Origin of the sequence: Actinoplanes sp. NPDC049668, from assembly GCF_044465445.1 — a bacterium.
Taxonomy (GTDB): Bacteria; Actinomycetota; Actinomycetes; order Mycobacteriales; family Micromonosporaceae; genus Actinoplanes.
The window spans coordinates 71846-96202 of sequence record NZ_JBITLR010000011.1 but is presented as its reverse complement, the minus strand read 5'-3'; the positions used below and the strand labels follow the sequence as shown (position 1 = coordinate 96202).

General features: G+C 73.1%; 21 protein-coding genes. 13 read left to right on the top strand and 8 right to left on the bottom strand.

Annotated features, from left to right (window positions below; genetic code table 11):
• Positions 1–4 precede the first annotated feature (4 nt).
• The 3 genes from ACIBSW_RS37935 to ACIBSW_RS37925 are packed head-to-tail and all read right to left on the bottom strand — an operon-like array spanning position 5 to position 2528.
• Positions 5–775 carry an ABC transporter permease gene (locus ACIBSW_RS37935; RefSeq protein WP_354720290.1) on the bottom strand — a complete coding sequence of 257 codons (771 nt, stop codon included), beginning with the start codon at positions 773–775 and terminating at the stop codon, positions 5–7.
• Positions 772–1563, bottom strand: coding sequence for an ABC transporter permease (locus ACIBSW_RS37930; protein WP_354720288.1), 792 nt, complete (start codon positions 1561–1563; stop codon positions 772–774). Before ACIBSW_RS37930 ends, ACIBSW_RS37935 begins: the two co-directional genes overlap by 4 nt.
• A complete protein-coding gene (locus tag ACIBSW_RS37925) occupies positions 1563–2528 on the bottom strand; it encodes an ABC transporter substrate-binding protein (protein ID WP_354720286.1) in 966 nt (321 codons plus the stop codon). The genes ACIBSW_RS37930 and ACIBSW_RS37925 overlap by 1 nt, the downstream gene beginning before the upstream one ends.
• A gap of 62 nt (positions 2529–2590) precedes the next feature.
• Here ACIBSW_RS37925 and ACIBSW_RS37920 point away from each other — a divergent pair, with 62 nt between their 5' ends.
• The 7 genes from ACIBSW_RS37920 (at position 2591) to ACIBSW_RS37890 (ending at position 10612) form a co-directional block, all read left to right on the top strand.
• The gene (locus ACIBSW_RS37920; RefSeq protein ID WP_354720284.1) at positions 2591–3292 is read left to right on the top strand and encodes a 4-carboxy-4-hydroxy-2-oxoadipate aldolase/oxaloacetate decarboxylase; all 702 of its coding nucleotides are present in this window, start codon (positions 2591–2593) and stop codon (positions 3290–3292) included.
• Positions 3293–3312: 20 nt separating this feature from the next.
• The gene (locus ACIBSW_RS37915; protein WP_354720282.1) at positions 3313–4398 is read left to right on the top strand and encodes a PrpF domain-containing protein; all 1086 of its coding nucleotides are present in this window, start codon (positions 3313–3315) and stop codon (positions 4396–4398) included.
• Positions 4395–5369, top strand: a complete 975-nt coding sequence (locus ACIBSW_RS37910; protein WP_354720280.1) for a VOC family protein — start codon at positions 4395–4397, stop codon at positions 5367–5369. Before ACIBSW_RS37915 ends, ACIBSW_RS37910 begins: the two co-directional genes overlap by 4 nt.
• On the top strand, positions 5366–6148 hold the full coding sequence (locus ACIBSW_RS37905; protein ID WP_354720278.1) for a DUF1932 domain-containing protein: 783 nt from the start codon (positions 5366–5368) through the stop codon (positions 6146–6148). The genes ACIBSW_RS37910 and ACIBSW_RS37905 overlap by 4 nt, the downstream gene beginning before the upstream one ends.
• Positions 6145–7191, top strand: coding sequence for an amidohydrolase family protein (locus ACIBSW_RS37900; RefSeq protein WP_354720276.1), 1047 nt, complete (start codon positions 6145–6147; stop codon positions 7189–7191). Before ACIBSW_RS37905 ends, ACIBSW_RS37900 begins: the two co-directional genes overlap by 4 nt.
• Positions 7170–8852, top strand: coding sequence for a tannase/feruloyl esterase family alpha/beta hydrolase (locus tag ACIBSW_RS37895; RefSeq protein WP_354720274.1), 1683 nt, complete (start codon positions 7170–7172; stop codon positions 8850–8852). The genes ACIBSW_RS37900 and ACIBSW_RS37895 overlap by 22 nt, the downstream gene beginning before the upstream one ends.
• Positions 8853–9436: 584 nt before the next feature.
• Positions 9437–10612, top strand: coding sequence for a cytochrome P450 (locus ACIBSW_RS37890; RefSeq protein ID WP_354720272.1), 1176 nt, complete (start codon positions 9437–9439; stop codon positions 10610–10612).
• A gap of 1698 nt (positions 10613–12310) precedes the next feature.
• On the opposite strand, the gene ACIBSW_RS37885 is transcribed toward ACIBSW_RS37890, so the two are convergent.
• Positions 12311–12889 carry a TetR/AcrR family transcriptional regulator gene (locus tag ACIBSW_RS37885; protein ID WP_354720270.1) on the bottom strand — a complete coding sequence of 193 codons (579 nt, stop codon included), beginning with the start codon at positions 12887–12889 and terminating at the stop codon, positions 12311–12313.
• Between the two features lie 88 nt (positions 12890–12977).
• Here ACIBSW_RS37885 and ACIBSW_RS37880 point away from each other — a divergent pair, with 88 nt between their 5' ends.
• The 3 genes from ACIBSW_RS37880 (at position 12978) to ACIBSW_RS37870 (ending at position 17846) form a co-directional block, all read left to right on the top strand.
• A complete protein-coding gene (locus ACIBSW_RS37880; protein ID WP_354720268.1) occupies positions 12978–13541 on the top strand; it encodes an isoprenylcysteine carboxylmethyltransferase family protein in 564 nt (187 codons plus the stop codon).
• Between the two features lie 587 nt (positions 13542–14128).
• Entirely contained in the window at positions 14129–16534 is a 2406-nt protein-coding gene (locus ACIBSW_RS37875) for a PEP/pyruvate-binding domain-containing protein (RefSeq protein ID WP_354720267.1), read from the top strand.
• A gap of 448 nt (positions 16535–16982) precedes the next feature.
• Positions 16983–17846, top strand: coding sequence for a universal stress protein (locus ACIBSW_RS37870; RefSeq protein ID WP_354720265.1), 864 nt, complete (start codon positions 16983–16985; stop codon positions 17844–17846).
• 225 nt (positions 17847–18071) lie between these two features.
• Here ACIBSW_RS37870 and ACIBSW_RS37865 read toward each other — a convergent pair whose 3' ends face one another.
• From ACIBSW_RS37865 to ACIBSW_RS37855, 3 genes are all read right to left on the bottom strand, one after another.
• On the bottom strand, positions 18072–18419 hold the full coding sequence (locus ACIBSW_RS37865; RefSeq protein WP_354720263.1) for an Lsr2 family protein: 348 nt from the start codon (positions 18417–18419) through the stop codon (positions 18072–18074).
• A gap of 217 nt (positions 18420–18636) precedes the next feature.
• On the bottom strand, positions 18637–19653 hold the full coding sequence (locus tag ACIBSW_RS37860) for an S-adenosylmethionine:tRNA ribosyltransferase-isomerase (protein ID WP_354720261.1): 1017 nt from the start codon (positions 19651–19653) through the stop codon (positions 18637–18639).
• A complete protein-coding gene (locus ACIBSW_RS37855; protein ID WP_354720259.1) occupies positions 19650–20345 on the bottom strand; it encodes an SDR family oxidoreductase in 696 nt (231 codons plus the stop codon). The genes ACIBSW_RS37860 and ACIBSW_RS37855 overlap by 4 nt, the downstream gene beginning before the upstream one ends.
• Positions 20346–20475: 130 nt before the next feature.
• On the opposite strand from ACIBSW_RS37855, the gene ACIBSW_RS37850 reads away from it, so the two are divergent.
• The 3 genes from ACIBSW_RS37850 (at position 20476) to ACIBSW_RS37840 (ending at position 23552) form a co-directional block, all read left to right on the top strand.
• Positions 20476–21600 carry a GAF domain-containing sensor histidine kinase gene (locus ACIBSW_RS37850; RefSeq protein WP_354720258.1) on the top strand — a complete coding sequence of 375 codons (1125 nt, stop codon included), beginning with the start codon at positions 20476–20478 and terminating at the stop codon, positions 21598–21600.
• Complete coding sequence (locus ACIBSW_RS37845; RefSeq protein WP_354720257.1) at positions 21593–22225, top strand: response regulator transcription factor; 633 nt, start codon at positions 21593–21595, stop codon at positions 22223–22225. Before ACIBSW_RS37850 ends, ACIBSW_RS37845 begins: the two co-directional genes overlap by 8 nt.
• 157 nt (positions 22226–22382) lie before the next feature.
• On the top strand, positions 22383–23552 hold the full coding sequence (locus tag ACIBSW_RS37840; protein ID WP_354720255.1) for a hypothetical protein: 1170 nt from the start codon (positions 22383–22385) through the stop codon (positions 23550–23552).
• A 49-nt stretch (positions 23553–23601) separates the two neighbouring features.
• Here ACIBSW_RS37840 and ACIBSW_RS37835 read toward each other — a convergent pair whose 3' ends face one another.
• The gene (locus ACIBSW_RS37835; protein ID WP_354720253.1) at positions 23602–24285 is read right to left on the bottom strand and encodes a DivIVA domain-containing protein; all 684 of its coding nucleotides are present in this window, start codon (positions 24283–24285) and stop codon (positions 23602–23604) included.
• Between the last annotated feature and the right edge of the window lie 72 nt (positions 24286–24357).

Genomic DNA, 24357 nt, shown 5'->3' with positions numbered 1-24357 from the left:
GTTGTCACACTCCTCGTTCTGCCTGGCGCAGCCCGCGGTACCAGGCCAGGTATCGGTGTTCGACCAGGCGGAACAGCCCGGACAGGGTCACGCCGAGCAGCCCGAGCAGGACGATGCCGGTCCACATCTGCGGGATGGCGAAGCCGCGCTGGAACTGCACGATCGCCGCGCCCAGCCCTCGGTTCGCCCCGAAGAGCTCGCTGACGACCATGAGGATGACGCCGATGGACAGCGCCTGGCGGGCGCCGGTGGCGATCAGCGGGCTGGATCCGCGCAGCACCACGTGCCGCAGGGTCGCCGACCGGCCCAGCCGGTAGGAGCGGGCCGTGTCGCGCAGCACCTCGTCGAGGGAGCGGACACCCTCCACGGTGTTCAGCAGGATCGGCCACACGCAGCCCAGGGCGATCGCGATCACCTTGGCGGTCCAGCCGGTGTAGCCGGCGAACAGGGCGATGACCGGGATCAGGACCGGCGGGGGCACGGCCCGCAGGAACTCCAGCGCCGGCTCGGCCAGGGACCGCAGGGTGCGCGACGAGCCGATCGCCGTGCCCGCGGCGACGCCGGCGACCAGGGCCGTCAGGTAGCCGGCGGCGAGCCGGGCGAGGCTGGGCAGCACGTCGTTCCGGATCGGATCGGCGGTCCAGGTCCGCGGGAACGCCGCCACGATGTCGGACAGCGGCGGCCAGAAGAAGCTGGTGCTGTTCGCGGACAGGAGCCACCACAGCACGATCAGCACGGCCGGCAGTCCGAGGGCGACCAGCGCCCGGCGTATCACAGGTCCCTCCTCACCGAGGTGTGCCAGCGCAGGGCGCGCCGCTCGACGGACCGGGCGGACGCGTTGACGGCGACGCCGACGAGCCCGACGACGATCACGAGCGCGTAGGTCTGCGCCACGGCGCCGGAGCTCTGCGCCACGCCGATCGACCGGCCCAGCCCCGGGACGCCGATGATCAGCTCGGCGGTGATCTCCAGGATCAGGGCGACCGCGGCGGCCAGCCGGAAGCCCGTCACGACGTACGGCATCGCGGTCGGCCAGACGACAGTGCGCACCACCGCCCAGCGGGAGAAGCGGTACGACCGGGCGGTGTCGCGGATGACGGGGTCGACGTCCGCGACGCCGTAGAGCACCTGGACGAGCACCTGCCAGAACGCCGCGTAGACGACCAGGACCAGCGCCGACTGCGGCCTGCTGCCGTAGACGAGGACCACCAGCGGGATGAGGGCGACCGACGGGATCGGGCGCAGGAACTCGATGGTGGAGGCGGTGACGGCGCGCAGCGCCGGCACGCTGCCGATCACCACGCCCGCCGCGATCCCGGCGAGCATGGCGATGGCCAGCCCGAGCGCCCACCCGCGCAGCGTCTGTCCCAGCGCGGTCCAGAACTCCGCGACGGCGAGCTGCCCTTTCAGGGCCCGGGCCATCGTGCTGAACGGCGGCAGGAACCGCTCGTCCACGATGGCCAGCCGGGGCAGGGCCTCCACGACGGCGCCGAGCAGCCCGAGCGCCGGCCGGCGCCACCGCCCCGCGCCGGGCGCGGCGGTGAGTGCCGGTGCCGTGGTCATCAGGGCAACAGGGTCTCGAGGTCGGGCTGCTCGGTGATCAGGCCGTCCTGCTCGGCCAGGTCCGCCAGCAGCTGCACCGAGTCGCGGTCGACGGCGGCCGGCCACCGCGGCAGGATCAGCGCCTGCTGCACCTTCGGATCGATCTTCGTGTACGTGGTCAGCGCGGCCCGCGCCTCGTCGGGGTGCGCCGTCGCGTACTCCATCGACCTGGCCATCGCCGCGGTGAAGCCGGCGACCGCCTCGGGGTTCTGCTTGGCGTAGCTCTGCGAGGTGAAGTACATCGCCACGGTGAGGTCGGGGTCGGTGCCCGCGTAGTTGGAGACCACCTGGCGGTCGCCCTGCCCCGTCGCGATGGTCAGGAAGGGCTCGACCAGCTGGCCGGCGTCGACGTCGCCCTTGGCGATGGCCGGGACGATGTCGGGGAACGCCAGCTCGACGTACTTGATGGTGGTGGGGTCGGCGCCGGCGTCCCGGACCACCTTGTTGATCGTCGTGGTGTTGATGTTCTTGAGGGTGTTGACGGCCACCCGCTTGCCGGCGAGGTCGGCGGCGCTCTTGATCGGGCTGTCGGCCTTGACGACGACACCGCCGAAGTCCTTGCCGGGCGTGCCGGTGGAGGCGACGCCGGAGGAGACCGCCTTCAGCGGCAGGCCCTTGGACTCGGCCAGCAGCAGCGACGTGGTGTTGCTGAAGCCGAACTGGTACTGGCCGCTGACGACGCCGGGCACGATGGCCGCGCCGCCCTGCGCCGTCTCGAGGGTGACGTCCAGGCCCTCCGACGTGAAGAAGCCCTTCTCGAGGCCGAGATAGATGGGTGCGACGTCGACGATCGGGATGACACCGATCTTCACCTTGGCGTTGCCCGACGAGGTCGATCCGTCGCCCGATCCACCCGAGCCGCAGGCGCCGGCGAGCAGGACCGCCGAGACGGCGATGACGAGGGTGCGTATGCGTGTCCGTGACATGGGCCGGGACGTTACAGATATTGTCAACAATTGTGAAGGCAATAGTGGTAACGTTCGGCGGCATGACGCACTACGTCGTACGGGCCGTGGACCGGGCCGATCCGGCGACCATCGCCGCCCTGCGCGGCGCGGGGGTCGCCGCCGGCCACGAGGCGGCGGGCCGGACCGGCCTGCTGGGCGCCGCGGTCCGGGCCCGCCAGTCCGGCGCGGTGATCGCCGGCTCGGCGATCACCGTCAGCTGCCCGCCGGGGGACAACCTGATGATCCACGCGGCGGTCGAGGTGTGCCGGCCGGGCGACGTCCTGGTCGTGACCACCACCTCGCCGTCGACCGACGGGATGTTCGGCGACCTGCTCGCGACCTCGCTGATGGCGCACGGGGTGGTCGGCCTCGTGATCGACGCCGGGGTCCGTGACCTCGCCGCCCTGCGCGAGATGGGATTCCCGGTCTGGTCGCGGGCCGTGCACGCGCAGGGCACGGTGAAGGCGAGCCCCGGTTCGGTGAACGTCCCCGTCGTCGCGGACGGCGCGCTGGTCCGGCCCGGCGACATCGTGGTCGCCGACGACGACGGCGTCCTCGCCCTGCCGGCGGCCCGGGGCAAGGAGGTCGCCGCCGCCGCGGCGCGGCGCCTGGCGGGCGAGGCCGCCAAGCGCGAGCGGCTCGCCGCCGGCACGCTCGGCCTCGACATGTACGACCTGCGTCCGCTGCTCGCCGGGCTCGGCGTGGAGTATGTGGACCGCCTGCCCGGCGACGGTGCGCGTTGAGCATGGACGGGGTGCGCTGCATGCAGCTGCGCGGCGGCAGCTCCAAGGGCGCGTACTTCCTCGCCGACGACCTGCCGGCGGACCCGGGCGAGCGCGACGACCTGCTGCTGCGCATCCTCGGCTCACCCGACGAGCGGCAGATCGACGGCATCGGCGGCGGGCACCCGCTCACCAGCAAGGTGGCGGTGATCCGGCGCTCGCGCGACGCCCGCGCCGACGTCGACTACGTCTTCCTGCAGGTGGTGCCCGGCCGGCCGATCGTGACCGACGCGCAGACCTGCGGCAACCTGCTCGCCGGGGTCGGGCCGTTCGCGATCGAGCGGGGGCTGGTCGCGGCCCGCGACGGGACCACCGGCGTGCGCATCCGGATCATGAATCCGACGGTCGGCTTCGCCGAGGCCCGCGTCAGCACGCCCGGCGGACGCGTGCGGTACGACGGCGACACCCTCATGGCCGGCACCCCGTTCCCCGCCGCGGGGATCCGCCTCGAGTTCCCCGGCGGCGACGCGCCGCTCTTTCCCACCGGACGCCTCGTCGAGGAGCTCGCCGGCGTCGAGGTCACCTGCGTGAACGCCGGCATGCCGGTGGTCCTGGTTCGCGCCGCCGACCTCGGCATCGACGGCGACGAACCGCCGGAGACGCTCGAGGGCGACCGCGGCCTGCGGTCCGCGATCGAGGCCATCCGGCTCGCGGCGGGCCCGGCGATGGGCCACGGCGACGTCCGCGACTCGACCGTCCCGAAGATCACCATCGTGTCGCCGCCGCGGCGGGGCGGCACGGTGACCACCCGGACGTTCATCCCGCACCGGGTGCACGCCGCGATCGGCGTGCTCGGCGGCGTCTCCGTCGCGGCCGGGGTGCTCTCGCCCGGCACCGTCGCGAGCGCGCCGCCGACGGCGGCGCTCTCGGCCGGCACCGTCGTGGGCGAGCCGCCGCCCGCCGGCAGCCTGGTCCGCATCGAGCACCCGAGCGGCGTCTTCGACGTGCACCTGTACCTCGACGGCGGCGGCGCCGAGACCCGGCTGCGCCGCAGCGCCGTCGTGCGCACCGCCCGCAAGTTGTCCGACGGCCTCGTCTGGCCGCGCAGTGGAAAGGCGATCGGATGAGCCTCACGCATGATCCGGACCGGAGCCGCGACATCGCGCACGTCGGGCCGATCGAGCTGTACACCCCCGTGCTGGAGGAGTCGCGGGACTTCTTCGTCGACGTGCTGGCGCTGCGCGAGGTGCACCGCGACGACACCTCGGTCTACCTGCACACCTGGGACGACTACCAGTCCTGGACGATCCGGCTGGTGCGGCGCGGCGCCGCCGGCATCGGGCGTACCTACCTGCGCGCCGCCGGTCCGGGCGCCCGCGACCGGCTCGCCGCGCGGATCGAGGCGACCGGCCTCGGCCGCGGCGTCGTCGCCGACGTGCACCACCTCGGCGAGGTCTACCTCTTCGCCGATCCCGACGGCCACGAGTTCGGCCTCTACTGGGACGTCGAGTGGTACCGGCCGGACGCGAGCGACACCCCGGCGCTGAAGAACCAGGCGGCGGCCTACCCCGGCCGGGGCGCGAATCTGCGCCGGCTCGACCACGTCAACTACCTGACCGCCGACGTTCCGGCCACCTCGGCGTTCCTGCGCGACGTGCTGGGCGCGCGCTGCACCGAGCAGATCGTCAAGGACGACGGCGCGCCCCAGGCCGTCTGGTACTCGCTCGGCAACAAGACCTACGACCTGGTCTACACCGAGGACTGGACCGGCACCCGCGGGCGCCTGCACCACCTCGCGTTCGCCACCGACACCCGCGAGGAGATCCTCCGCGCGGCCGACGTCTGCCTCGACGCCGGCGTGCACATCGAGACCGGCCCGCACAAACACGCCATTCAACAGACCTTCTTCCTGTACGTGTGGGAGCCCGGCGGCAACCGCGTCGAGATCTGCAACGCCGGTGCCCGGCTCATCCTGGCGCCCGACTGGAAGACGATCAGCTGGAACCGCGAGGAGCGGGCGAAGGGCCAGGCCTGGGGCCTGAAGACCATCGACACCTTCCACACGCACGGCACCCCCGTGGTGCCGCCCGCGCCGTGACGGTCCGCATCGCCCTGCTGGGGCTCGGCGAGGCCGGCCGGGAGATCGGCCGCGACCTGGTCGCCGCCGGCGCGGACGTGCGCGGCTTCGACCCCCGCGCCGACCCGCCGGCCGGGGTGCTGCCCCGCTGCGACGACGCCGACGCCGTCCGCGACGCGGACCTGGTGCTGAGCGTCAACAGCGCGCACGACGCCCTGCCCGCGCTGGAGAGCTCGCTGCCCGCGCTCGCCCGCGGCGCCATCTGGGCCGACCTGAACACGGCGGCGCCGGCGCTGAAGGCCGAGCTGGCGCGGCGGCTCGCCGGCCGCGACGTCGCGGTCGCGGACGTCGCGCTCATGGCGCCGGTGCCCGGCCGGGGCCTGCGCACGCCCATGCTCGTCTCCGGCGAGGCCGCCGTCCGGTACGCCGGGATCCTCGCCGGCTACGGCGCCGAAGTCACCGTCCTGCCTGGCCCGGCCGGGGCGGCGATCTCCCGGAAGTTGCTGCGCAGCGTGTTCTACAAAGGCCTCGCCGCGGCGGTGGTCGAGGCACTGGCCGCGGCCGACGCGGCCGGCTGCGCGCAGTGGCTGCGCGACGACATCGCCGCCGAGCTGGCCGGCTTCGACGAGCGCACGATCGACCGGCTGGTCGACGGCACCCGCCGGCACGCCCGGCGCCGCGCCGACGAGATGACCGCGGCCGGCGAGCAGCTGGTCGCGCTCGGCGTGCCGCCGCGCGTCGCCGCCGCCGCCCGCGACCTGCTCATCGAGCTGCGAGACCAGGGGACACCGCAACCATGATCATCGACTGTCACGGTCACTACACGACCGCGCCGTCCGCGCACACCTCCTGGCGGGAGGCGCAGCAGGCGGCGCACCTGGCGGGGCGGCGCCCGCCGCCGTACCCGAGGATCTCCGATGACGAGCTCCGCGCGTCGGTCGAGGACAGCCAGCTGCGGCTCATGAACGAACGCGGCATCGACCTGACCGTCTTCTCGCCGCGCGCCTCCGCGATGGGCCACCACTTCGGCGACGAGGCGGTCAGCGACGCCTGGGCGCGGGCCTGCAACGACCTCGTCGCCCGGGTGACCGGGCTGTACCCGGACCGGTTCACCGGCGTCTGCCAGCTGCCGCAGTCGCCCGGCGTGCCCGTCGCCCGCTCGGTGGCCGAGCTGCGGCGCTGCGTTCTCGAGCTGGGCTTCGTCGGCTGCAACCTCAACCCCGACCCCAGCGGCGGCCACTGGACGTCGCCGCCGCTGACCGACCCCGCCTGGTACCCGCTGTACGAGGCGATGGTGGAGCTGGACGTGCCCGCCATGGTGCACGTGTCCGCGGTGACCAACCCGAGCTTCCACGCCACCGGGTCGCACTACCTCAACGCCGACACCACGGCGTTCATGCAGCTGCTCGACTCCGATCTCTTCGAGACCTTCCCCGGCCTGCGGTTGATCATTCCGCACGGCGGGGGAGCGGTGCCGTACCACTGGGGACGCTTCCGCGGGCTCGCCGACATGCTCGGCCGGAGGCCGCCCGGCGAGGCGGTGCTGGGCAACGTCCTCTTCGACACCTGCGTCTACCACCAGCCCGGCATCGACCTGCTCTTCGAGGTGATCGACGCCGACAACCTGCTCTTCGGCTCCGAGATGGTCGGCGCCGTACGCGGCATCGATCCGCGCACCGGCCACCACTTCGACGACACGAGGCGCTACATCGACGCGCTCGGGCTCCCCGCCGCCGACCGCGAGAAGGTCTACGAACGCAACGCCCGGCGGGTCTATCCGCGGCTGGACGCCGCGCTGCGATCGAAGGACGAGGTGGACACGTGCGACAGCTCCCCGCTCTGACCGCTCTTCTGCTGGCGACACTCGTCGCCGTTTCTCCCGCGGCCGCCGCCTCTCCCGCGGCCGCCTCGGGTGGCCTTGCCGACCTGCCCGCGGTCGCGCCCGTGATGGGCTGCGCCGACGTGCTCGGCCTCGACCTCGGCGGCGTCACGGACGCGCCGGTCACCCTGCGCTCGGCGGCCGTCGTGACCGCCGGCGCGCCGGCGCCCTACTGCGAGGTCCGGGGCACCGTCGCGCCCGCGAACACCATCGTCGTGCGCCTGCCCGTCGACGGCTGGACCCAGCGCTACGTGCAGACCGGCTGCGGCGGCCTCTGCGGCAACGCCAACATCAACTACGGGCAGGCGGCGGCCTGCCCGCCGGTCGCGGACGGCACGGTCGCGAGCGCCACCACCGACATGGGCCATCAGGGCCGGCCCGACGGCTCGTGGGCCGCCGGCAACCCGCAGGCGCAGCTCGACTTCGCCTACCGGGGCGTGCACGTGACGGCCGAGGCGGCCAAGGCGATCATCACGGCGTTCTACGGCCGCCCGCCGGCCTACTCCTACTTCACCGGCTGCTCCGACGGCGGCCGCGAGGGCCTCATGGCGGCGCAGCGCTTCCCCGGCGACTTCGACGGCATCGCCGCCGGCGCGCCCGCGAACAACATGGCCGTGCAGAACACCTTCCACCACGCGTGGAACGTACTGGCGAACCCCGGCTCCGTCCTGTTGGCCGGCCGGTTGCCCCTGATACACGCGGCGGTGCTCGCCGCGTGCGACACCCTGGACGGCCTCGGTGACGGCCGGCTCGACGACCCGCGGCTCTGCCGCTTCGATCCGGCCGTCCTGCGCTGCCGGGCGGGCCAGGACCCGGCGACGTGCCTGTCGGCGGCCGAGATCGCGGTCGTCCGGCGGCTGCACGACGGCGCCGTCGACGCGCGGGGCCGCCGGCTGGAGCCGGCCGTGTCGCACGAGTGGGGATCGGAGCTCGAGTGGACCCTGTTCGTGCCGGCGACACCGGGCCAGACGGTCGCCAGCGAGAACTTCGCGCTCTCCTACCTGCGCTACCTGGCCGATCCGAACGAGGCGCGGCCCGGCTACCAGCTGACGGACCTGTCGTTCACCGTCGAGTCGTTCTGGCGCACGGTGCTGCCCTCGTCGACCTACCTGGCCGCCATGGACCCCGACCTGAGCGCCTTCCGCCGCGGCGGCGGCAAGCTGCTGCTCTGGCACGGCTGGAACGACCAGCACATCGCGCCCCGGTCGACGCTGGCCTACTACGACGCCCTGCGCGCAACGATGGGCGCCGCAACGGTAGACCGCTTCGCCAAGCTCTACCTGTTCCCGGGGATGGCCCACTGCGGCGGCGGTGCGGGCCCGAACACCTTCGACATCCTCACCCCGGTGATGGCCTGGGTGGAGAGCGGCCGCCGCCCCGCCCGGATCGTCGCCGCGACGACCACCGGCGGCACCCGGCCGGTGTACCCCTACCCCACAGTGGCCCGGTACACCGGCACCGGCAGCACCGACGACGCGGCGAACTTCGTCGCCCACACGCCGCGCGTGCCGGTCCGCAACGACCTCGACTGGGTCGGCCGGTCGCTGTACTCGCACGGATACCAGACCTGGCCCCGGGTCGTGGACGGCCGCCTCGTCCTCAGGAACAATCCGCTGCACCGCTGACCGGCGCTCACCGAGCTGGACCCTGACCAGCTCGGCAGCCTCTACCGCGAGACCACCGACGAGGAGTCCGCCGCGGCCGTCGCCGGGGATCCGCTACCTCGACACCGCGCCGCCCTACGGCGTCGTGCTGTCCGAGCGGCGCCTCGGCGCGCCTTTCGCCGGCCGGCCACACAACGAGTTCGCCGTCTCCACCAAGGTCGGCCGCCTGCTCGTCGCCACCCCCGGCACCACCGGCCTCCGCGACGACCAGGGCGCCGTCCGCGATCGCCTCCGATTTCACACCCGCCGAGCGCGACGCCGTCGTCGGCGCGCCCGCGACTGCGTTCTACCGGTTCCGGAAGGCGGTGGCTGCGGCCGGGTTTGGGACGTGCTGTCCGCGGTTGTCTCCGCTTGCCCGCCCGCCGGGCGCGATGTCGTCCTCGGCGGCACTGCGACCGCGTCCTACCGGTTCGCGTTGGTGGCGGCTGCGGCTGCGGCCGGGTCTGGGGTGCGCTGTCCGCGATCGTCTTGGCCCTCGTGCCCGCCGGGTGCGATGTCGTCCTGGGTGGCGCTGCGACCGCGTTCTACCGGCTACCGTGCGACGGGTGGAGCTCGACTTCTCCGACCCCGACTTCCTGAGGGACCCGTACCCCGCGCTGGCCCGGCTTCGGGAGCGGGCACCGGTGAGCTGGCACGCCCCGACGGGCAGGTGGCTCGCGGCCGGCTACGCCGCGGCGAACGCCGTGCTTCGCGACCGCCGGCTGGGCCGCTTCTGGCGCGACCGGGAACCGGCCGAGCTCTACGAGCCGTTCAACCTGCTGCACCGGCACCAGATGATGGAGAACGAGCCGCCCGCGCATACCCGGCTCCGCTCGCTGGTGGCCAAGGCCTTCGCCCGCGGCCACGTCGAACGCCTGCGCCCGGCCGTCGCCGCCGAGGCCGCGGCGTTGCTGACCGCCGCCGGCCCGGACTTCGACCTCCTCGCCGACTTCGCCGAGCCGCTGGCCGTGACCGTCATCGCGGAGCTGCTGGGCGTGCCCGCCCCCGACCGGCACCGGCTGCGCCCCTGGTCGGCCGCGCTCGTACGCATGTATGAGGTGTCACCGACGGCGGAGGCCGAGGAGGCGGCCCTGACCGCCTGCCGCGAGTTCGCGGCCTACCTGCGCGACCTGGCCGACCGCCGCCGCGCCGACCCGCGCGACGACCTCGTCTCCCACCTGGTCGCCGTCCGCGACGGCACCGACCGCCTCTCCGCCGACGAACTGGTCGCCTCGGCGATCCTGCTGCTCAACGCCGGCCACGAGGCCTCGGTCAACACCCTCGGCGGCGGCGTGGTCGCCCTGCTCCGCCACCCCGCCCAACTCGCCCGCCTCCGCGCCGACCGCACCCTGCTACCGACCGCGGCCGAGGAGATGATCCGCTACGACGCACCCCTGCACCTGTTCGTCCGCACCGCCGCCGCCGACGTACCACTACCCGGCGCAACCATCCCGGCCGGCGCGGAGGTCGCCGCCCTGATCGGCGCGGCGAACCGCGACCCGGCCGCCTTCACCGACCCGGACACCTTCGACGTCGGCCGCGACCCGAACCCACACCTGGGCTTCGGCGCCGGCCTGCACTTCTGCCTCGGCGCACCCCTGGCCCGCATCGAGTTGCAGGCCGCCCTCGCCGCCCTGCTCGACCACGCACCCACCCTGTCCCTGACAGCCGACCCGGTCCGCCGCCCGACCTTCGTCCTACGCGCCTACAACACCATCCCGCTGACGACCCGCCTATCCTGACCACATCCCACCTGACCTGCACTTTCGTCTCGGCACACCCACCCGCTCGGCCCGCCGAGGCCCATGCCCGACGACGCGACCCCGACCGCGTCCGTGACGATGCCGGCGCCGCTGGATCATCCGCGCGGCCGGTCTCGCAACGGCCCCGTGGCCCAATCCGCGTCGCATTTCACCCAGTGGCATGTGCCGGACCCTCTGGGTCACCGCTCCTCGCTGGCGGCGCTGCACCCGGGCTGCTGCGTTACCGCTACCGTCCACGCCCCGCGGACCGCACAGAATTCGGGTCGTGTTGGTGATCAGTAGTTGGAGCGTCGACGACCGGCCGCAAAGCCGACTACACGTAGTCCTGGAACTGCTCACGGTCTGGGCCGTCCACCTACACCGATCCTTCCGCCTCATCCGAGGCGCCTGAACCCACCCGCCGCCGCCCGGCCGCCGGGATGTGTCACCCGGCTCGGACCGCCATCACTCGACGCCAGCATCAAATGCGCTGTCCGTGGCCTCTCTCATCCGCGATTGCCGTGCTCGTGAGGGTGCGCAGCATGTCATCCGCCCGCAGAGACCTCCGCGATATGACGGTGACGAATCAAATAGGTTCTGTGTCGGCGTGATTCCGTTAGGTTCGAGTTACGTCGCGTACCCGAGAAGTGAGCCAATCAGGATAGACGCGTTTGTAGATATCCTCCGAGTACCTTCGCGAAGGATTCGAAGTCGGGAGCCCAGGCTCGCAGGAAGAATTAGACGACCTTCTCGGCATCTGCGCCGTCCAGCGCCCTAATAATGATCGACATGTGACGACCTTGCCATGGCCGTCAATCGACTTTCGGATTGCATGTGGCGGCGCCGTTTGCCGGCCGGCCGAACGAACCTAGGGTCGCGTATCTCGGGGTGTGCCTTGGCCGGTTCCCTCCGGTCGGTGGCCTCGTCCAGCCGCGGTGTCTCGGAGGGTTCCGTCTGATTGGTGATGCTGGCCGGACGGTGCGCGTTGGCGGGCTCTGCTCGGGCTGTGGGTGCGGCGCGCTGCCGGCCGCGGCGCCGCGACGGATCGTGGCGGGTCGAGATGGTGGGATCCGGCGTCGGGTGTGGTGTCTGTTCCACCGAGTGGCGCCCGGCCGGCCGAGTCGGTTGCGGGCTCGTTGTGCGCGGCCCGGCCGGGGCTGGCGCGGCGGGTTCATCGTGTCGGTCGCGGAGCTGGCGCAGACGTCGGGCGTGGCGTTGTGTCAGGCCCCACTTGCGGTGTCGCTCGTGATCGCGGCGGAATCTGTCCCGTTCGGGGGAATAGTTGCGGGATGCGGTGCGGTCACGCATGGCGGCCAATTCGCCGCGACTGAAGAATTGGAGCTGTCCCATGTATTCATTATCCTGGACCGGCCGACGATTGTCCCTTCCCGATCAATGTCGATCATGCCAACTTGGCGATTAGAATTGAGTCTAATTAATGGAGGGCGGTCGCGGCTGTCGGTGAATGCCGTCAAGGGCTCGGATACCTAATGCCGGGCCAGACGTTGCTCAATTTCGAGTCGATTCAGCGCGCCGGAAATTTGTGAAATGAGGTGGGGTGGATCGCGCGGCGCGCGTTGAATCCTGGAGAGCCACGTGGCCGTGCTTCGGTCTTCCGGGATTCGCCGGTGCCCATGCGATGCGGGGCCGTCGCTCCATCGCTCGGCGCGCTGCCTGGCCTGATCGTCAGGGATGGAGTCAGGCGCGCTTCGCGGGTTGGTCGGTGAGGAGTGCGGCGAGGATGTCGTCGGCGTAGGCGGTGCGGGCCGGGCCGGGCTTCGGCAGCAGGTCGGGGGCGGTGCGCAGTAGTTGGAGCTGGCCCAGGTAGGCGCTGTAGGCCAGGAGTGCCCGGCGCCGGGCCCGGGCCGGGGGGAAGCCCAGCTCCCGGAAGAGCGCGGTGATGTAGCCCAGCCGCTGCTCGGTCACGTCGGCCAGGGCCGACGCCACGAGCGGGTGGTCGGCGTCCGCGAGCAGCGCCAGGTCGGCATCGGTACGGGCCTGCGGGGCGAACACCTGGGTGAAGAGCTGTCTCAGCCGCTCGGCGGCGGGCGCGTCGCCTGACTCCAGGCGTTCGATGATCGAGGTGGTGCTGGCCTGCCGCCACAGCTGCAACGCGGCCTGGACCAGTTCCTCCCGGCCGCCGAAGTGCCAGTAGAAGCTGCCCTTCGTGGTGCCGAGCCGGGTCGCCAGCGGCTCCACCGCAACCGCGGCCAGGCCGCCGCCGCTCAGTGCGTCCAGGGCGGCGGACGCCCATTGTTCCCGGCTCAGTCTCGACATGGTCCGTACGCTACCGTATGGTCCAACCATACGGCACCGTATGGATCGGAGGAGCGATGGGACAGCGACTGGATTCTGAGGTGGCGACATGAAACGGGGGGTCGCCGCCGGAGGCGGCGCGCTGTTCTTCGCGCTCGCGCCGGGCACGGTCGCGGGCCTGCTGCCCTGGGCTCTGACGGGGTGGCAGGCCGGGGCCACGCCGCACTGGGTCGTGCGTGGACTCGGCGTGCTCATGATCCTCGCCGGTCTCCTGGTGATCGTGCCGGCGTTCGTGCGGTTCGTAGTGGACGGCGCGGGCACCCCGGCCCCGGTCGCGCAGACCGACCGCCTGGTGGTCCGTGGCCCGTACCGTTTCGTGCGAAATCCCATGTATGTCGCGGTGCTCCTGGTCATCGTCGGCCAGGCCCTGATCCTCGGCCGCGCCGTGCTCGTGGTGTATACCCTGTTGGCGGGCGCAACGATGTACGGATTCGTGAAGCTGTACGAGGAGCCGCACCTGGCGCGCGTCTACGGACCCGAGTACGAGGCCTACCGCCGCGCGGTGCCGGGCTGGTGCCCGCGACTCCGGCGGTCCGGTAGCACGGCGGCAGACGCCACCGCGAGCGATCGCGACGCACCGGATCGCTCGAAGCGTGACACCGGGGACCGGTAAGCGTGGTCAAGTCGCTGGCCTGAATGGTCGGTGCGCCAGGGAAGGTGTGTTGGTACACCCGGTTGGCGGGTCGCGGTGGGCTCAATGGCCCGGCCTTCCGCCGGGTCGGCGTGGGTCGATTGCGCGCTCGGCTGGTGGTCCGGGGTGTGGTCGATAGCGTGTCTGGCCGGTGGGCCGTGGCAGCTACCAGCCCGATGGCCAGGGGCTCAACGGTTCGGCTGGCCGGTGGGTCATGGTGGTCGGCCGGTGGGCTGGCGTGTGGTCGATAGCGCGCCCGCCGGAGTGCTGTGGCGGGGTCGACAACCCGGCCGCACGGTCCCGTGGGCAAGGCCGGGAGCGCCGTAGTCCGGGAGGCCGTGACCGCAGGTGGCGGCGATCTTCGCGACCCATGTCAGGGCCCCTCGAGTCCGCCGCCGAACCCCCACACGCCTGTCGGGGCGGATGCAGAAGCGCGTTCCGAACGCTCCGGGATGGGCGCACCGCCGACGAGGTCGGGATCCGGCAGCCCCGGCTCGGGTGGCTGGTCCGGTGCCGCATCGGCTACGGTGGGATGCGTTGCAGTCGTATTGCAAAAGACTGGGGTCCCGATGCATCTGATCGAGCTGTCCGAGATAACCGCAGGCATGACGGCGCTGGTCGGTGGCAAGGCGGCCGGCCTGGCCGAGCTGATCCGGCAGGGCGAACAGGTGCCGCCGGGCTTCTGCGTCACCACCGAGGCGTACCGGATCGGGGTCCTGCCCGAGGCCGGGATCCTCGACGCGTACGCGCGGCTCGGCGCCGGGCCGGTGGCGGTGCGGTCGAGCGCGACCGCCGAGGATCTGCCCGACGCGAGCTTCGCCGGGCAGCACGACACCGTTCTCGGCGTCACCGGCGCCGACGAGCTGCTCGCCGCGGTCGCGAAGTGCTGGGAGTCGCTGCACAGTGCCCGCGCGGTCGCCTATCGCGACGCGCACGGCATCGAGCATGACGCGGTGCGGATGGCGGTCGTCGTGCAGCGGATGGTCGATGCCGGTACGGCGGGCGTGCTGTTCACCGCGAACCCGCTCACCGGCAGCCGCGCCGAGATGATGGTCGACGCCGCGCCGGGTCCCGGCACCCTCGTGGTCGAGGGGGCCGCCGGGGTGGATCACTATGTCCTCGGCGCGGGGGAGCCGGACGCCGGCGGGTGTGTGCCGCCGGGACGGCTGGCCGAGTTGAGGGCGGTGGGGGAGCGGCTGCAGGATCGGGCGGGCAGCCCGCAGGACGTGGAGTGGGCGATCGACGCCGACGGCACGCTCTGGCTGCTGCAGTCGCGGCCGATCACCACGCTGTTCCCGCTGCCGCCCGCCAGCGGCAAGCCGCAGCCGCGCGTCTACTTCGAGTTCGGGCACGTCCAGGGCATGTTGCAGCCGGTCACGCCGATGGGCATGTCGACCCTCAAGGTCCAGGTGGCGGGGATGCTCGCGGCTCTCGGCGTACGGGCGGAGATCGTCGACATCGGCGGGCGCCTCTACGGTGATCTCACCGACCTGGCGCGCCGCCCGGCCAGCCGGAAGCGGCTGGTCAGACTGATGGCGGTCGACTTCGGGCCGCGGGCGCAGGCGGCCATGGAGCATGTCCTGGCCGACCCGCGATTCGCGCCCGGCGGGGAAGCCGGGCCGAGCGGTCCGGGCGCGGCACCTTCCCCTCGTACGGCGGTGCGCGCCGTCAGCGGCATCGTGCGCAGCCTGGCCCGGCCGGACGCGGCGCGGGCGCGGGCGTTCCGGGCGGTCGAGCGGCTGCGGCTCGGGTCGGCCGCGCCCGGCGAGCTGCGCGGCGCCGCCGACCGGCTGGCGTTCGTTCAGGAGCGGGGCGCGGGGGACGGCGCCGACGACATCACCTGGCCGATCGTCGCCGGGATGATCGCCGCCGCGCTGCCCGAGCGGCTGCTGCGGGGGATCGCCGGGCCGGACGAGATCCACATTGTCATGGGCGGGATGCCGCACAATGTCACCATCGAGATGGACCTCGCGCTGTGGCGGCTCGCCGGGCGCGCGGGTGAGCACCGCGAGCTGCTGCTCGGCACGCCGCCGGAGGACCTGGCCACCCGCTACCGGGCCGGCACGCTCCCGGAGATCGGCCTGGCCGCGTTCCTTGAAGCGTACGGACACCGCGGCGTCGCCGAGGTCGACCTCGGGGTGCCGCGGTGGGACGAGGATCCCACGCCGGTCCTCGCCATGATCGCGAACTGTCTCCGGGTCACGGACCCGGACCAGGCCCCCGACCGGCGCTTCGAACGGGCCGCCGCGACCGCCGAGGCCGCCCTCGACGACCTGGTCGCGCGGGCCCGGCGCCGCCGGCCGGTGCGCGGCCGGATCGCCGGGTTCCTGCTGCGCCGGGCCCGCGCGCTCGCGGGCCTGCGGGAGGCGGGCAAGTTCGCGGGCCTCTATCCGCTGCGCGAGATGCGCCGGCAGCTCCTGCTCGTCGGCGCCGAGCTGGCCGCCGCCGGCCGGCTGGAACGGCCGGACGACATCATGTTCGTGACCCTCGACGAGGCGCACGACGCCGTGCACGCCGGCGCCGACCTGCGGGAGACCGTCGCCGACCGGCGCGCGGTGCACCGGCGGGAGCTGCGCCGCCGGGCGGTACCGGTGGCGCTGCTGTCGGACGGCACGGACGTCGAGGCGGTGCTGCCGGCCCCGGCCGATCCGGACGGCGCGCTGCGCGGCGTCGGCGCGTCGGCGGGCCGGGTGACCGGCCCGGCCCGGGTGGTGCACGACCCGGCCACCGCCCGCATCGAACCGGGCGACATCCTGGTCGCGGCGACCACGGATCCCGGCTGGACCCCGCTGTTCCTCACCGCCGCCGCGCTGGTGACGGAGACCGGCGCGGTCATGGCGCACGGGCCGACGGTCGCCCGCGAGTACGGCATCCCGGCGGTGATCTGCGTGCCCGGCGCCACCTGGAAGATCACCACGGGCCAACTCGTCACGGTGGACGGCGCGGCCGGAACCGTCACACCGGCGGCAGGCTGAGCGACTCCCGAGCATTCCTCGCCGCCGCCCCCGGCGTGCTGGTGGCGGCGGCGAGGCGGTCATTGCGCGCGGGTCGATGGTGGCCTGGAATTGCGGTATCCCGGTGGTGACCGGGCGACTCATCATGGTGGACAAAGCGTCGCCGGCGTCCTCAATGGCCGGATCGGATTTCGGCGGCGTGCACGACGTGGTGAGTTCGATTGGTCCGACCGGGAGGGCTCCGGCCTGGGATTACTTGCTGGCGCGCACCCGGAACTGTGCGATAGCATTAGCACCCTTTTGTAATAACATCACACGTTTTGATGGCGCGGACCGACGAGGGAGGCGCCGTCATTTCAGATCTCGAGAAGGAGACTGGAGAAGGGCTCTGTCCGCTATCGGCGCGACTGGGCCGAAAGCGGAGGCACGGTCCCGCACCGGCAGGCTTGCCCCCACTCGAGGAGGCCTCGTGAACGCTCGACCGCACACCGTGTGCGCGATCGTCGGCTATGACGGATCTCCGGCGGCGAGCGCCGTCATCGACGTCGGTGCGGCGCTGTTCCCGCAGGCCCGTGCCTGGATGACGCACATGTGGAGCCCGCCGTTCGCCAGCGAGACGCTGCGCCGGCGGCTGTGGGCCGGCACCGGGCACGTCGACGACTTCGTCGACGCCATCGAGCGGGAGGGTGAGCGGGAGGCCGCCCGGATCGCCGGCGTCGGGGTCACGCTCGCCAAGGCCGCCGGGTGGGACGCCGAGCCGCTGGTCCGGCGCATCTACGGCGGCGAGGGGCTGGAGTTCGCGCAGCTCGCCGAGAAGTTCGATCCGGACCTGGTGCTGCTCGGCTCCCGCGGGCTGGGCGGCACCGGCGCCGCGCTGGGCAGCGTCTCGGACGTGGCCGCGCACTATACGCCGCGACCGGTGCTGGTCGCGCCGCATCCGATGCTGCTCGCCGAGCAGGAGGCGCTCGCCGCCGGCCCGGTGCTGGTCGGCTGGGACGGATCCGCGGGCGCCGAGGCGGCGTACGAGGCCGCCGTGCGCCTCTTTCCCGGGCGGGAGGTGCTGCGGGTGCGGGTGGAGCAGGCCGGCGCGGAGGAGGTCGGCGGCGACTTCGTCACGGTGCGGGCCGGGCACCGGCACGGGCGCTCCGCGCACGCCGTCGCCGAGGCGCTGGCCGGCGCGGCCCGTTCGCGCGGGGCCGCGCTGTTGGTCGTCGGTTCGCAGGGCCATTCGATGGTCCGGGAGATGCTGCTCGGCAGCGTCACGATGGGCGCGCTGCACTTTGCTCACCGGCCGGTCATGGTCGTGCCCCGGCGCGAGCGCGCGTCCACATAGCCGCCAGGCGGGGGCCGGTGCGAAATGCGTATCGGCTGGTTACTCCCGGCGATCGTGAACCGGTTCAGGGTGCCGTCCGGCGATCACCCGAAATTCGGCGCCGATGGCATTAGCCGCGGCCGGTAACCCGGCCGCGTCGCGCGCCGCCTTGATCCGCAGTGTGGCCGGCGCCGGCAAAGACGCAGGTGGCCCGGGGAATGCGCACCGCGGAATGCCGTTAACCCGTCAGCGCTTACTGTGGAAGGCCTCGACGATCGAGCTCGGGATGCGACCCCGCTCGGACACGTCGTAGCCGTTCTTGGTGGCCCATTCCCGGATCGCCTGGTTCTGCTCGCGGTTCGTGCGGGCCGGCACGGCGGCCGCGCCGCGGGAGGGGATGCGGCCGCCGGCGCCGCTGCGGCCGACCCGGGAAGCGACCGCGAGGTACGGGTCCAGCGCCTTACGGAGCTTCCCGGTGTTCTTCTCGGAAAGGTCGATGGTGTAACTCACGCCGTCGAGGCCGAATTCGATGGTGCGGTCCGCTTCGCTGCCGTCGAGGTCATCGGTCAGCAGGGTGACGATCGTCTTTGCCATGGTGTGGTCGCTCCTGAAAGGCGCAAGTGAGGCATCCGGTGAATGCCTGCATTCGTACTACCATAGCGGCTCAGTTGAACGACCCGTCAGGCGCGGTGGAATGCGACGGGAAATCCGTCACCAAGGCATTGCATTAGGTGGCGCCGGAGGCGGTGGGTGCGCTGAGATGAGCGAATCGCCCGGTTCGATCGGTCCGTCGGAGCAATTCCGTACGGCGTCACGGCAGCAGCAGGTTCACGTCGCCGAACTCGTGCCACAGGTACCCGGCGTCGAGCGCCGCCGAATAGCAGCGCTCCAGCAGCGGCGTCCCGGCCACCGCCGCCAGCAGGTCCAGGTGCGAGGCCCGCGGCTCGTGGAACCCGGTCAGCAGCCCGTCGACCACCCGCGGGCCGCGCTCCGGGGTGACCACGAGCTCGGTCCAGCCGTGCGCCGGGCCGGCCCAGGCGCTCTCCAGCGCGCGCACCGCGGTCGTGCCCACCGCGATGACCCGGCCGCCGTCGGCCCGGGCCCGCGCGACGGCCCGCGCGGTCGCCGGCGGCACCGAGAACCTCTCCGGGTACGGCCGTTCGTGCGCCTCCGGCGAGGCCACCCCGGTGTGCAGCAGCACGGGTACGACGCCGACGCCCGCCAGCACGAGCCGGGTCACCATGGCGTGGGTGAACGGCCGGCCGGCGCTCGGCATCTCGGCGCTGCCGGGGTGGACGCCGAACACGGTCTGGTAGTACTCGAGTGGCCAGGCGCGCCGCACGTAGCCGTACCGGATCGGCCTGCCGTGCGCGCGCAGGAGGTCGGGCACGGACCCGGCGCCGGCGGTGTCGACGTCGGCGCGCCACAGGCGTCCGGCCGAGTACCGCTCGCGCAGCGTCACCGCGCCGCCGCCGGGCAGCGGATACCGTCCGCCCTCGGCGCCGTCCGGATAGGGCGCGGTGGCCTTGCCGCTGCGCCGGCGCAGCTCGACCAGCCACGATCCGTCGTCGCTCTCGGTGGAGAAGTGGACGGTCAGCGGGCCGCAGGTGACCGGGACCGCGGCCGGCAGGGTGGCCGAGGTGTTGACGACCAGCAGGTCGCCGGCGCGCAGCAGCGCCGGCAGGTCGGTGAACCGGTGATGCCGCACGGTGCCGCCGGCCCGCTCGCCGACCAGCAGGCGTACCCCGTCACGGGCCCGGCCCCGCGCCTCCGGCGGCTCGTGCGCCTCCAGCGCGGCGGGCAGCGCGAAGTCGAGTAGCGCCGTCACCGGCCGGCCCCGGTGAGCAGGTCGGCGAGCCGGACCCGGCCCGACGGCGGCTCGTCGGCGAGCAGGCGCAGCAACGCCGGCACCACGGTCCCGGGCAGCGGCCGGTCGCTGATGTCCGCGCCGGGGAAGGCCTCCTGGTGCATCCGGGTCCGCAGGTCGCCGGGGTCGGCCCACCACACCCGCACCGCCGGCTCCTCCGCGGCGAGGACCCGGCTCGCCTGCTCGATCGCCGCCTTCGCCGAGCCGTACCCGCCCCAGCCCGGGTACCCCTCGACGGCCGCGTCGGAGGTGACGTTGACGATCGCGCCGCGGCGGGCCCGCAGCCCCGGCAGCGCGAGCTGGATCAGCGCGAGCGGCGCGACCACGTTCACCTCGTACACCTCGCGCAGCGCGCCGAGCGGGTAGTCCGCCAGCGGCGGCTGCGGGCTGGGCCCGAGGATGCCGGCGTTGTTGACCAGCAGGTCGGCGCCGCCGAGCCGGTCGGCGGCGGCGATCAGGGCGTTCCGGTGTGCGCCGTCGGTGACGTCGCCGGGCACGGCGACGACCCGGTCCGGGTCGAACCGGGCCACCGCGGCGGCCAGCTCGCCGGCGCCCCGGGCGTCGACGACGAGCCGCCAGCCGGCTTCGGCCAGCCCGGCGGTGAGCGCGAGCCCGAGCCCTCGGGACGCGCCGGTGATGATCGCGACAGGCATCGCTGATCTCCTTTCCACGCCGTCGACGCTAGGTATCCGCGGACCGGTCGCCATCGGTCGTCGTACCCCGCCGTTGGACCTAGGTCCCGCGACCGATCCGGGTCCGGCGGCCGGTGGGTACGGTTCAGGGGTGACCGGCTGCGGCCGCGCCGAGCTGCGCGAGGTGAGTGAGGCGGTGCTGGCCGTCACCGCCCGCCTGTCCGTGCACGATGTACTGCAGACGATCGTCGCGTCCGCCCGGCGGCTGCTCGGCGCCCGATACGCGGCGCTGGGCCTGCCCGGCCCCGACGACACGTTCGGCGAGTTCATCACCGCCGGCATCAGCGACGAGCGGGCGCGGGCGATCGGCCCGATGCCCCGCCAGCACGGCCTGCTCGCCGCGATGCTGCGCGACCGGAACCCGGTCCGGCTCGCCGACGTGCGCTCCCATCCGAGCTTCGGCTGGTGGCCCGCCGCGCATCCGGAGCTCGCCGACTTCCTCGGCGTGCCGATCCTGCACGGCGAGGAGATCCTCGGCACCCTGTTCCTGGCCAACCGGCGCAAGCCGGGCGGCTTCAGCGCGGCCGACGAGGAGCTGCTCCGGCTGCTCGCGGCGCACGCCGCGATCGCGCTGGTCAACGCCCGCCTGTACGAGCGCAGCCGCGAGCTGTCCATCGTGGCCGAGCGCAACCGCATCGCCCGCGAGCTGCACGACGCGGTGACCCAGAAGCTGTTCAGCCTCCGGCTGACCGCCGACGCCGCGGCGATGCTGGTGTCCCGGGACGCCGTGCGGGCGGCGGCCGAGCTGGACACGGTGCGCCGCCTCGCCGCCGAGGCGGCCGAGGAGCTGCGGGCGATCGTGGTGGGCCTGCGCCCGGTCGACCTGTCCGGCGACGGCCTGGACACGGCGCTGCGCAAGCAGACGGACCTGCTCGACCGGGTGCACCGGCCCGCGGTGCGGTTCGCCGGCGGCCCGGTGCCGCGCCTGCCGGCCGTACGGGAGGAGGCGGCGTACCGGATCGCGCAGGAGGCGATGCACAACGCGCTGCGCCACGCCGAGCCGGGCCGGGTCACGGTCGCCGTGCGTACCGATGACGGCTCGGTCGTGCTGGAGGTGACCGACGACGGCCGGGGATTCGATCCGCTGACACCGACCCGCCAGTTCGGCCTGGCGTCGATGCGCGAGCGCGCCCGCGCCGCCGGCGGCCGGCTCGAGGTGCTCTCCCGGCCGGGCGCGGGCACGACCGTGCGGCTGGTGGTGCCGGCCGATGGCTGAGCCGATCCGGGTGCTCGTGGTGGACGACCATCCGGTGGTTCGGCAGGGGCTGCGCACGTTCCTCGACCTGCAGGACGATCTGAGCGTCGTCGGCGAGGCGGCCGACGGCGACGGCGCGGTGGCCGCCGCGGCGGAGCTGCGCCCCGACGTGGTGCTGCTGGACCTGCGGATGCCCGGCGCCGACGGCGTGGCGGCGCTGCGCGGCCTGCGGTCGTCGGGCAACGCCGCGCGGGTGCTGATCATCACGAGCTTCACCGAGCCCGCCGCGGTGCTGCCGGCGCTGCGGGCGGGCGCCGCCGGCTGCGTGTACAAGGACATCGATCCGCCGGCGCTCGCGGCCGCGATCCGTGCCGTGCACACCGGCCACGTCCTGCTGCACCCCGACGTCGCGCGGCTGCTCGCCGACGGCGAGACCCGGCGCGGCGGCACGCACCTGACCGGGCGGGAGCGCGAGGTGCTGGCGGCCATCGCGCTGGGCCGCGCGAACCGGGAGATCGCCCGGGAGCTCGGGCTGTCGGAGAAGACCGTGAAGACCCACGTCAGCGCGATCCTCGCCAAGCTCGGCGTCCAGGACCGCACCCAGGCGGCGCTGCACGCGGTCCGTGCCGGAATCGTCAGTAACTGACCCGGCTGAGACCGGAAACCGTTGACATGTGGAAAGTGAACGTTAACATCGTGAACACATAGACGGGCATCGTTACGTTGCGGCCCGACAGCCCGGGCGGTAGCGGACGCGGAGGACGCCACCTTCACGCCCGTCCACCGACCCATACGGAGTACCGATGAACCACACCGCGCACAGAGCCACCCGCCGATTGCGCCGCGCCGCGTTGCCGGCCGTCGCCGCGACGGTGGTCGCCGCCGCCGGGGTCGCGGTCGGCGGCACGCCGGCGTCCGCCGCCGCCTGCGGAGCGCTGTCGTACCAGGCCGAGGCGACGCTGTCCGGCAGCACCTGGACCGCTCGCCGCGGCGGCACGACGGTGTACACCGGCACCGACATGCGCGCCGCCGTCCAGGCCGCCGTCAGCAGCCTGCCCGCCCGCACCTCGAAGCAGAACGTGGTGGTCCGCGGCTCGGGCTCGATCAGCGCCAACTCCCGGATCTCGCTGCCCAGCTACACGCTGCTGGACGTCTGCGGCACCATCAACGTCACCGGCTCGGGCTCGGGCGACCAGGCGCCCGTCTACTCCCGCGGCACCCGCGACGTCGAGGTCGCCCACCTCAACGTCACCGGCGCGCCGCTGTACGGCATCTTCCTGCGCAGCGTGTCCAACGTCATCCTCGGCCAGATCGACATGCGGCTCTCCGGCGGCCTCGGCGTCCGCATCGACAACTACGGCGACACCAGCGTGATGTCGAAGAACATCCGCCTCGACAGCGCGTACGTCTCCGGCGCGAGCTCGCACGCCGTGGAGACCTACGGCGTCGACGGCCTCACCATCGGCACGGTCACGGCCCGCAACGTCGGCGAGTCCGGCCTGCTGCTCAACCAGACGATCAACGCGACCGTCGGCACGGTCGACGCGGAGAACGCCGGCACCGGCACCGGCTACGCGGCGTTCCGCATGGCCAACCGCAACGGCCGTGTCGGCAGCGGCTATCCCACCAACATCCGGGTGGGCACGGTCAAGGCGCGCGGCGGCGGCCGCGGCGTGTTCTGCGTCTCGGAGAGCGGCGGGGCGACCATCGCCAACGTGGACATCGCCAACACCGGCAACAACTCGGTGCTGGTGGAGAACTGCTACAACGTCGTCATCGCCGGCAGCTCCGGGACGATCAGCGGCGGCGGCGAGGTGCGTATCGCCTCGCGGACCGAGTTCGCCCCGTCGTCGGACATCCGCTTCCAGAATCTGCGGGTGAGCAACACCAACATCCGGTGGAGCCCGTGCACCGGCACGAACAACACCATCAGCAACGTCACCAGGACGAACTCGACGCTCACCTGGTGCTGACCCGAGCGGGCCGGTGCCCGTCGTGGGCGCCGGCCCCGCCGGCGACGCTTCAGGACGACGGGGCCACGCTGTCCAGGTCCTGCAGCTGCTGGGCCAGGTGGTTGTTCAGGGCGCCCTGGTAGCTCTCCGCGAGCTGGCCGAGGCGTTCGATCTCGTCCAGCAGGGCGGCGCGCTTGGCACCCAGGCTGTTCATGGCCTCGCTGTGGTTGCGCCGCGCGTCCGCCTCGATGGTGCCGGCCTTGAGCTGCGCGTCGCTGGTGATCTGCAGCGACTTGTCCTGAGCGTCGGCGAGCAGCGCCTCGGACTCCTTGCGGGCGTCGCGCATGTGGTCGTCGGCGGTGCGCTGGGCCATCATCAGGACCCGGGCGTTGCGCTCGTCGCCCTCGGGGGAGCCGGCCGGCCCCGGCCCGGCGTTGCGGGCCTGCTCGAGGCGGGCCTGCACGCTGCGAGCGTTCTGCTCGGCCCGGGCGCGGGCCTCCTGCAGCCGCTCGAGCTGCGCGCTGAGGTCGGAGAACTCGGCGTTGAGCGCCGACGCCGACGGGCCGGGGCCGGGGCCGGACGGGCCGCCGCGCTGCACCTGGTTGTGCAGGGCGTTGTTCTCCTCGAGGAGGCGGGTGAGCTCCTGCTCGAGCTCGTCCAGGAACGCGTCGACTTCCTCCTCGTCGTACCCGCGCTTGCCTATCGGGGGCTTCTTGAAGGCCATGTTGTGGATGTCGGCCGGCGTTAACGGCATCGTGCTCCTCGAATCAGCGGGCGTGCGGGCGTGCAGGCGTGCGGCCGGAATCCTACGCAACATCGCCGGGCG

Bases quoted from the DNA above. Each gene is read 5' to 3' on its own strand.
- ACIBSW_RS37930 (WP_354720288.1), bottom strand. From the start codon at position 1,563: ATGACCACGGCACCGGCACTCACCGCCGCGCCCGGCGCGGGGCGGTGG.
- ACIBSW_RS37925 (WP_354720286.1), bottom strand. From the start codon at position 2,528: ATGTCACGGACACGCATACGCACCCTCGTCATCGCCGTCTCGGCGGTC.
- ACIBSW_RS37920 (WP_354720284.1), top strand. From the start codon at position 2,591: ATGACGCACTACGTCGTACGGGCCGTGGACCGGGCCGATCCGGCGACC.
- ACIBSW_RS37915 (WP_354720282.1), top strand. From the start codon at position 3,313: ATGCAGCTGCGCGGCGGCAGCTCCAAGGGCGCGTACTTCCTCGCCGAC.
- ACIBSW_RS37910 (WP_354720280.1), top strand. From the start codon at position 4,395: ATGAGCCTCACGCATGATCCGGACCGGAGCCGCGACATCGCGCACGTC.
- ACIBSW_RS37900 (WP_354720276.1), top strand. From the start codon at position 6,145: ATGATCATCGACTGTCACGGTCACTACACGACCGCGCCGTCCGCGCAC.
- ACIBSW_RS37885 (WP_354720270.1), bottom strand. From the start codon at position 12,889: ATGTCGAGACTGAGCCGGGAACAATGGGCGTCCGCCGCCCTGGACGCA.
- ACIBSW_RS37880 (WP_354720268.1), top strand. From the start codon at position 12,978: ATGAAACGGGGGGTCGCCGCCGGAGGCGGCGCGCTGTTCTTCGCGCTC.
- ACIBSW_RS37875 (WP_354720267.1), top strand. From the start codon at position 14,129: ATGCATCTGATCGAGCTGTCCGAGATAACCGCAGGCATGACGGCGCTG.
- ACIBSW_RS37865 (WP_354720263.1), bottom strand. From the start codon at position 18,419: ATGGCAAAGACGATCGTCACCCTGCTGACCGATGACCTCGACGGCAGC.
- ACIBSW_RS37855 (WP_354720259.1), bottom strand. From the start codon at position 20,345: ATGCCTGTCGCGATCATCACCGGCGCGTCCCGAGGGCTCGGGCTCGCG.
- ACIBSW_RS37845 (WP_354720257.1), top strand. From the start codon at position 21,593: ATGGCTGAGCCGATCCGGGTGCTCGTGGTGGACGACCATCCGGTGGTT.
- ACIBSW_RS37840 (WP_354720255.1), top strand. From the start codon at position 22,383: ATGAACCACACCGCGCACAGAGCCACCCGCCGATTGCGCCGCGCCGCG.
- ACIBSW_RS37835 (WP_354720253.1), bottom strand. From the start codon at position 24,285: ATGCCGTTAACGCCGGCCGACATCCACAACATGGCCTTCAAGAAGCCC.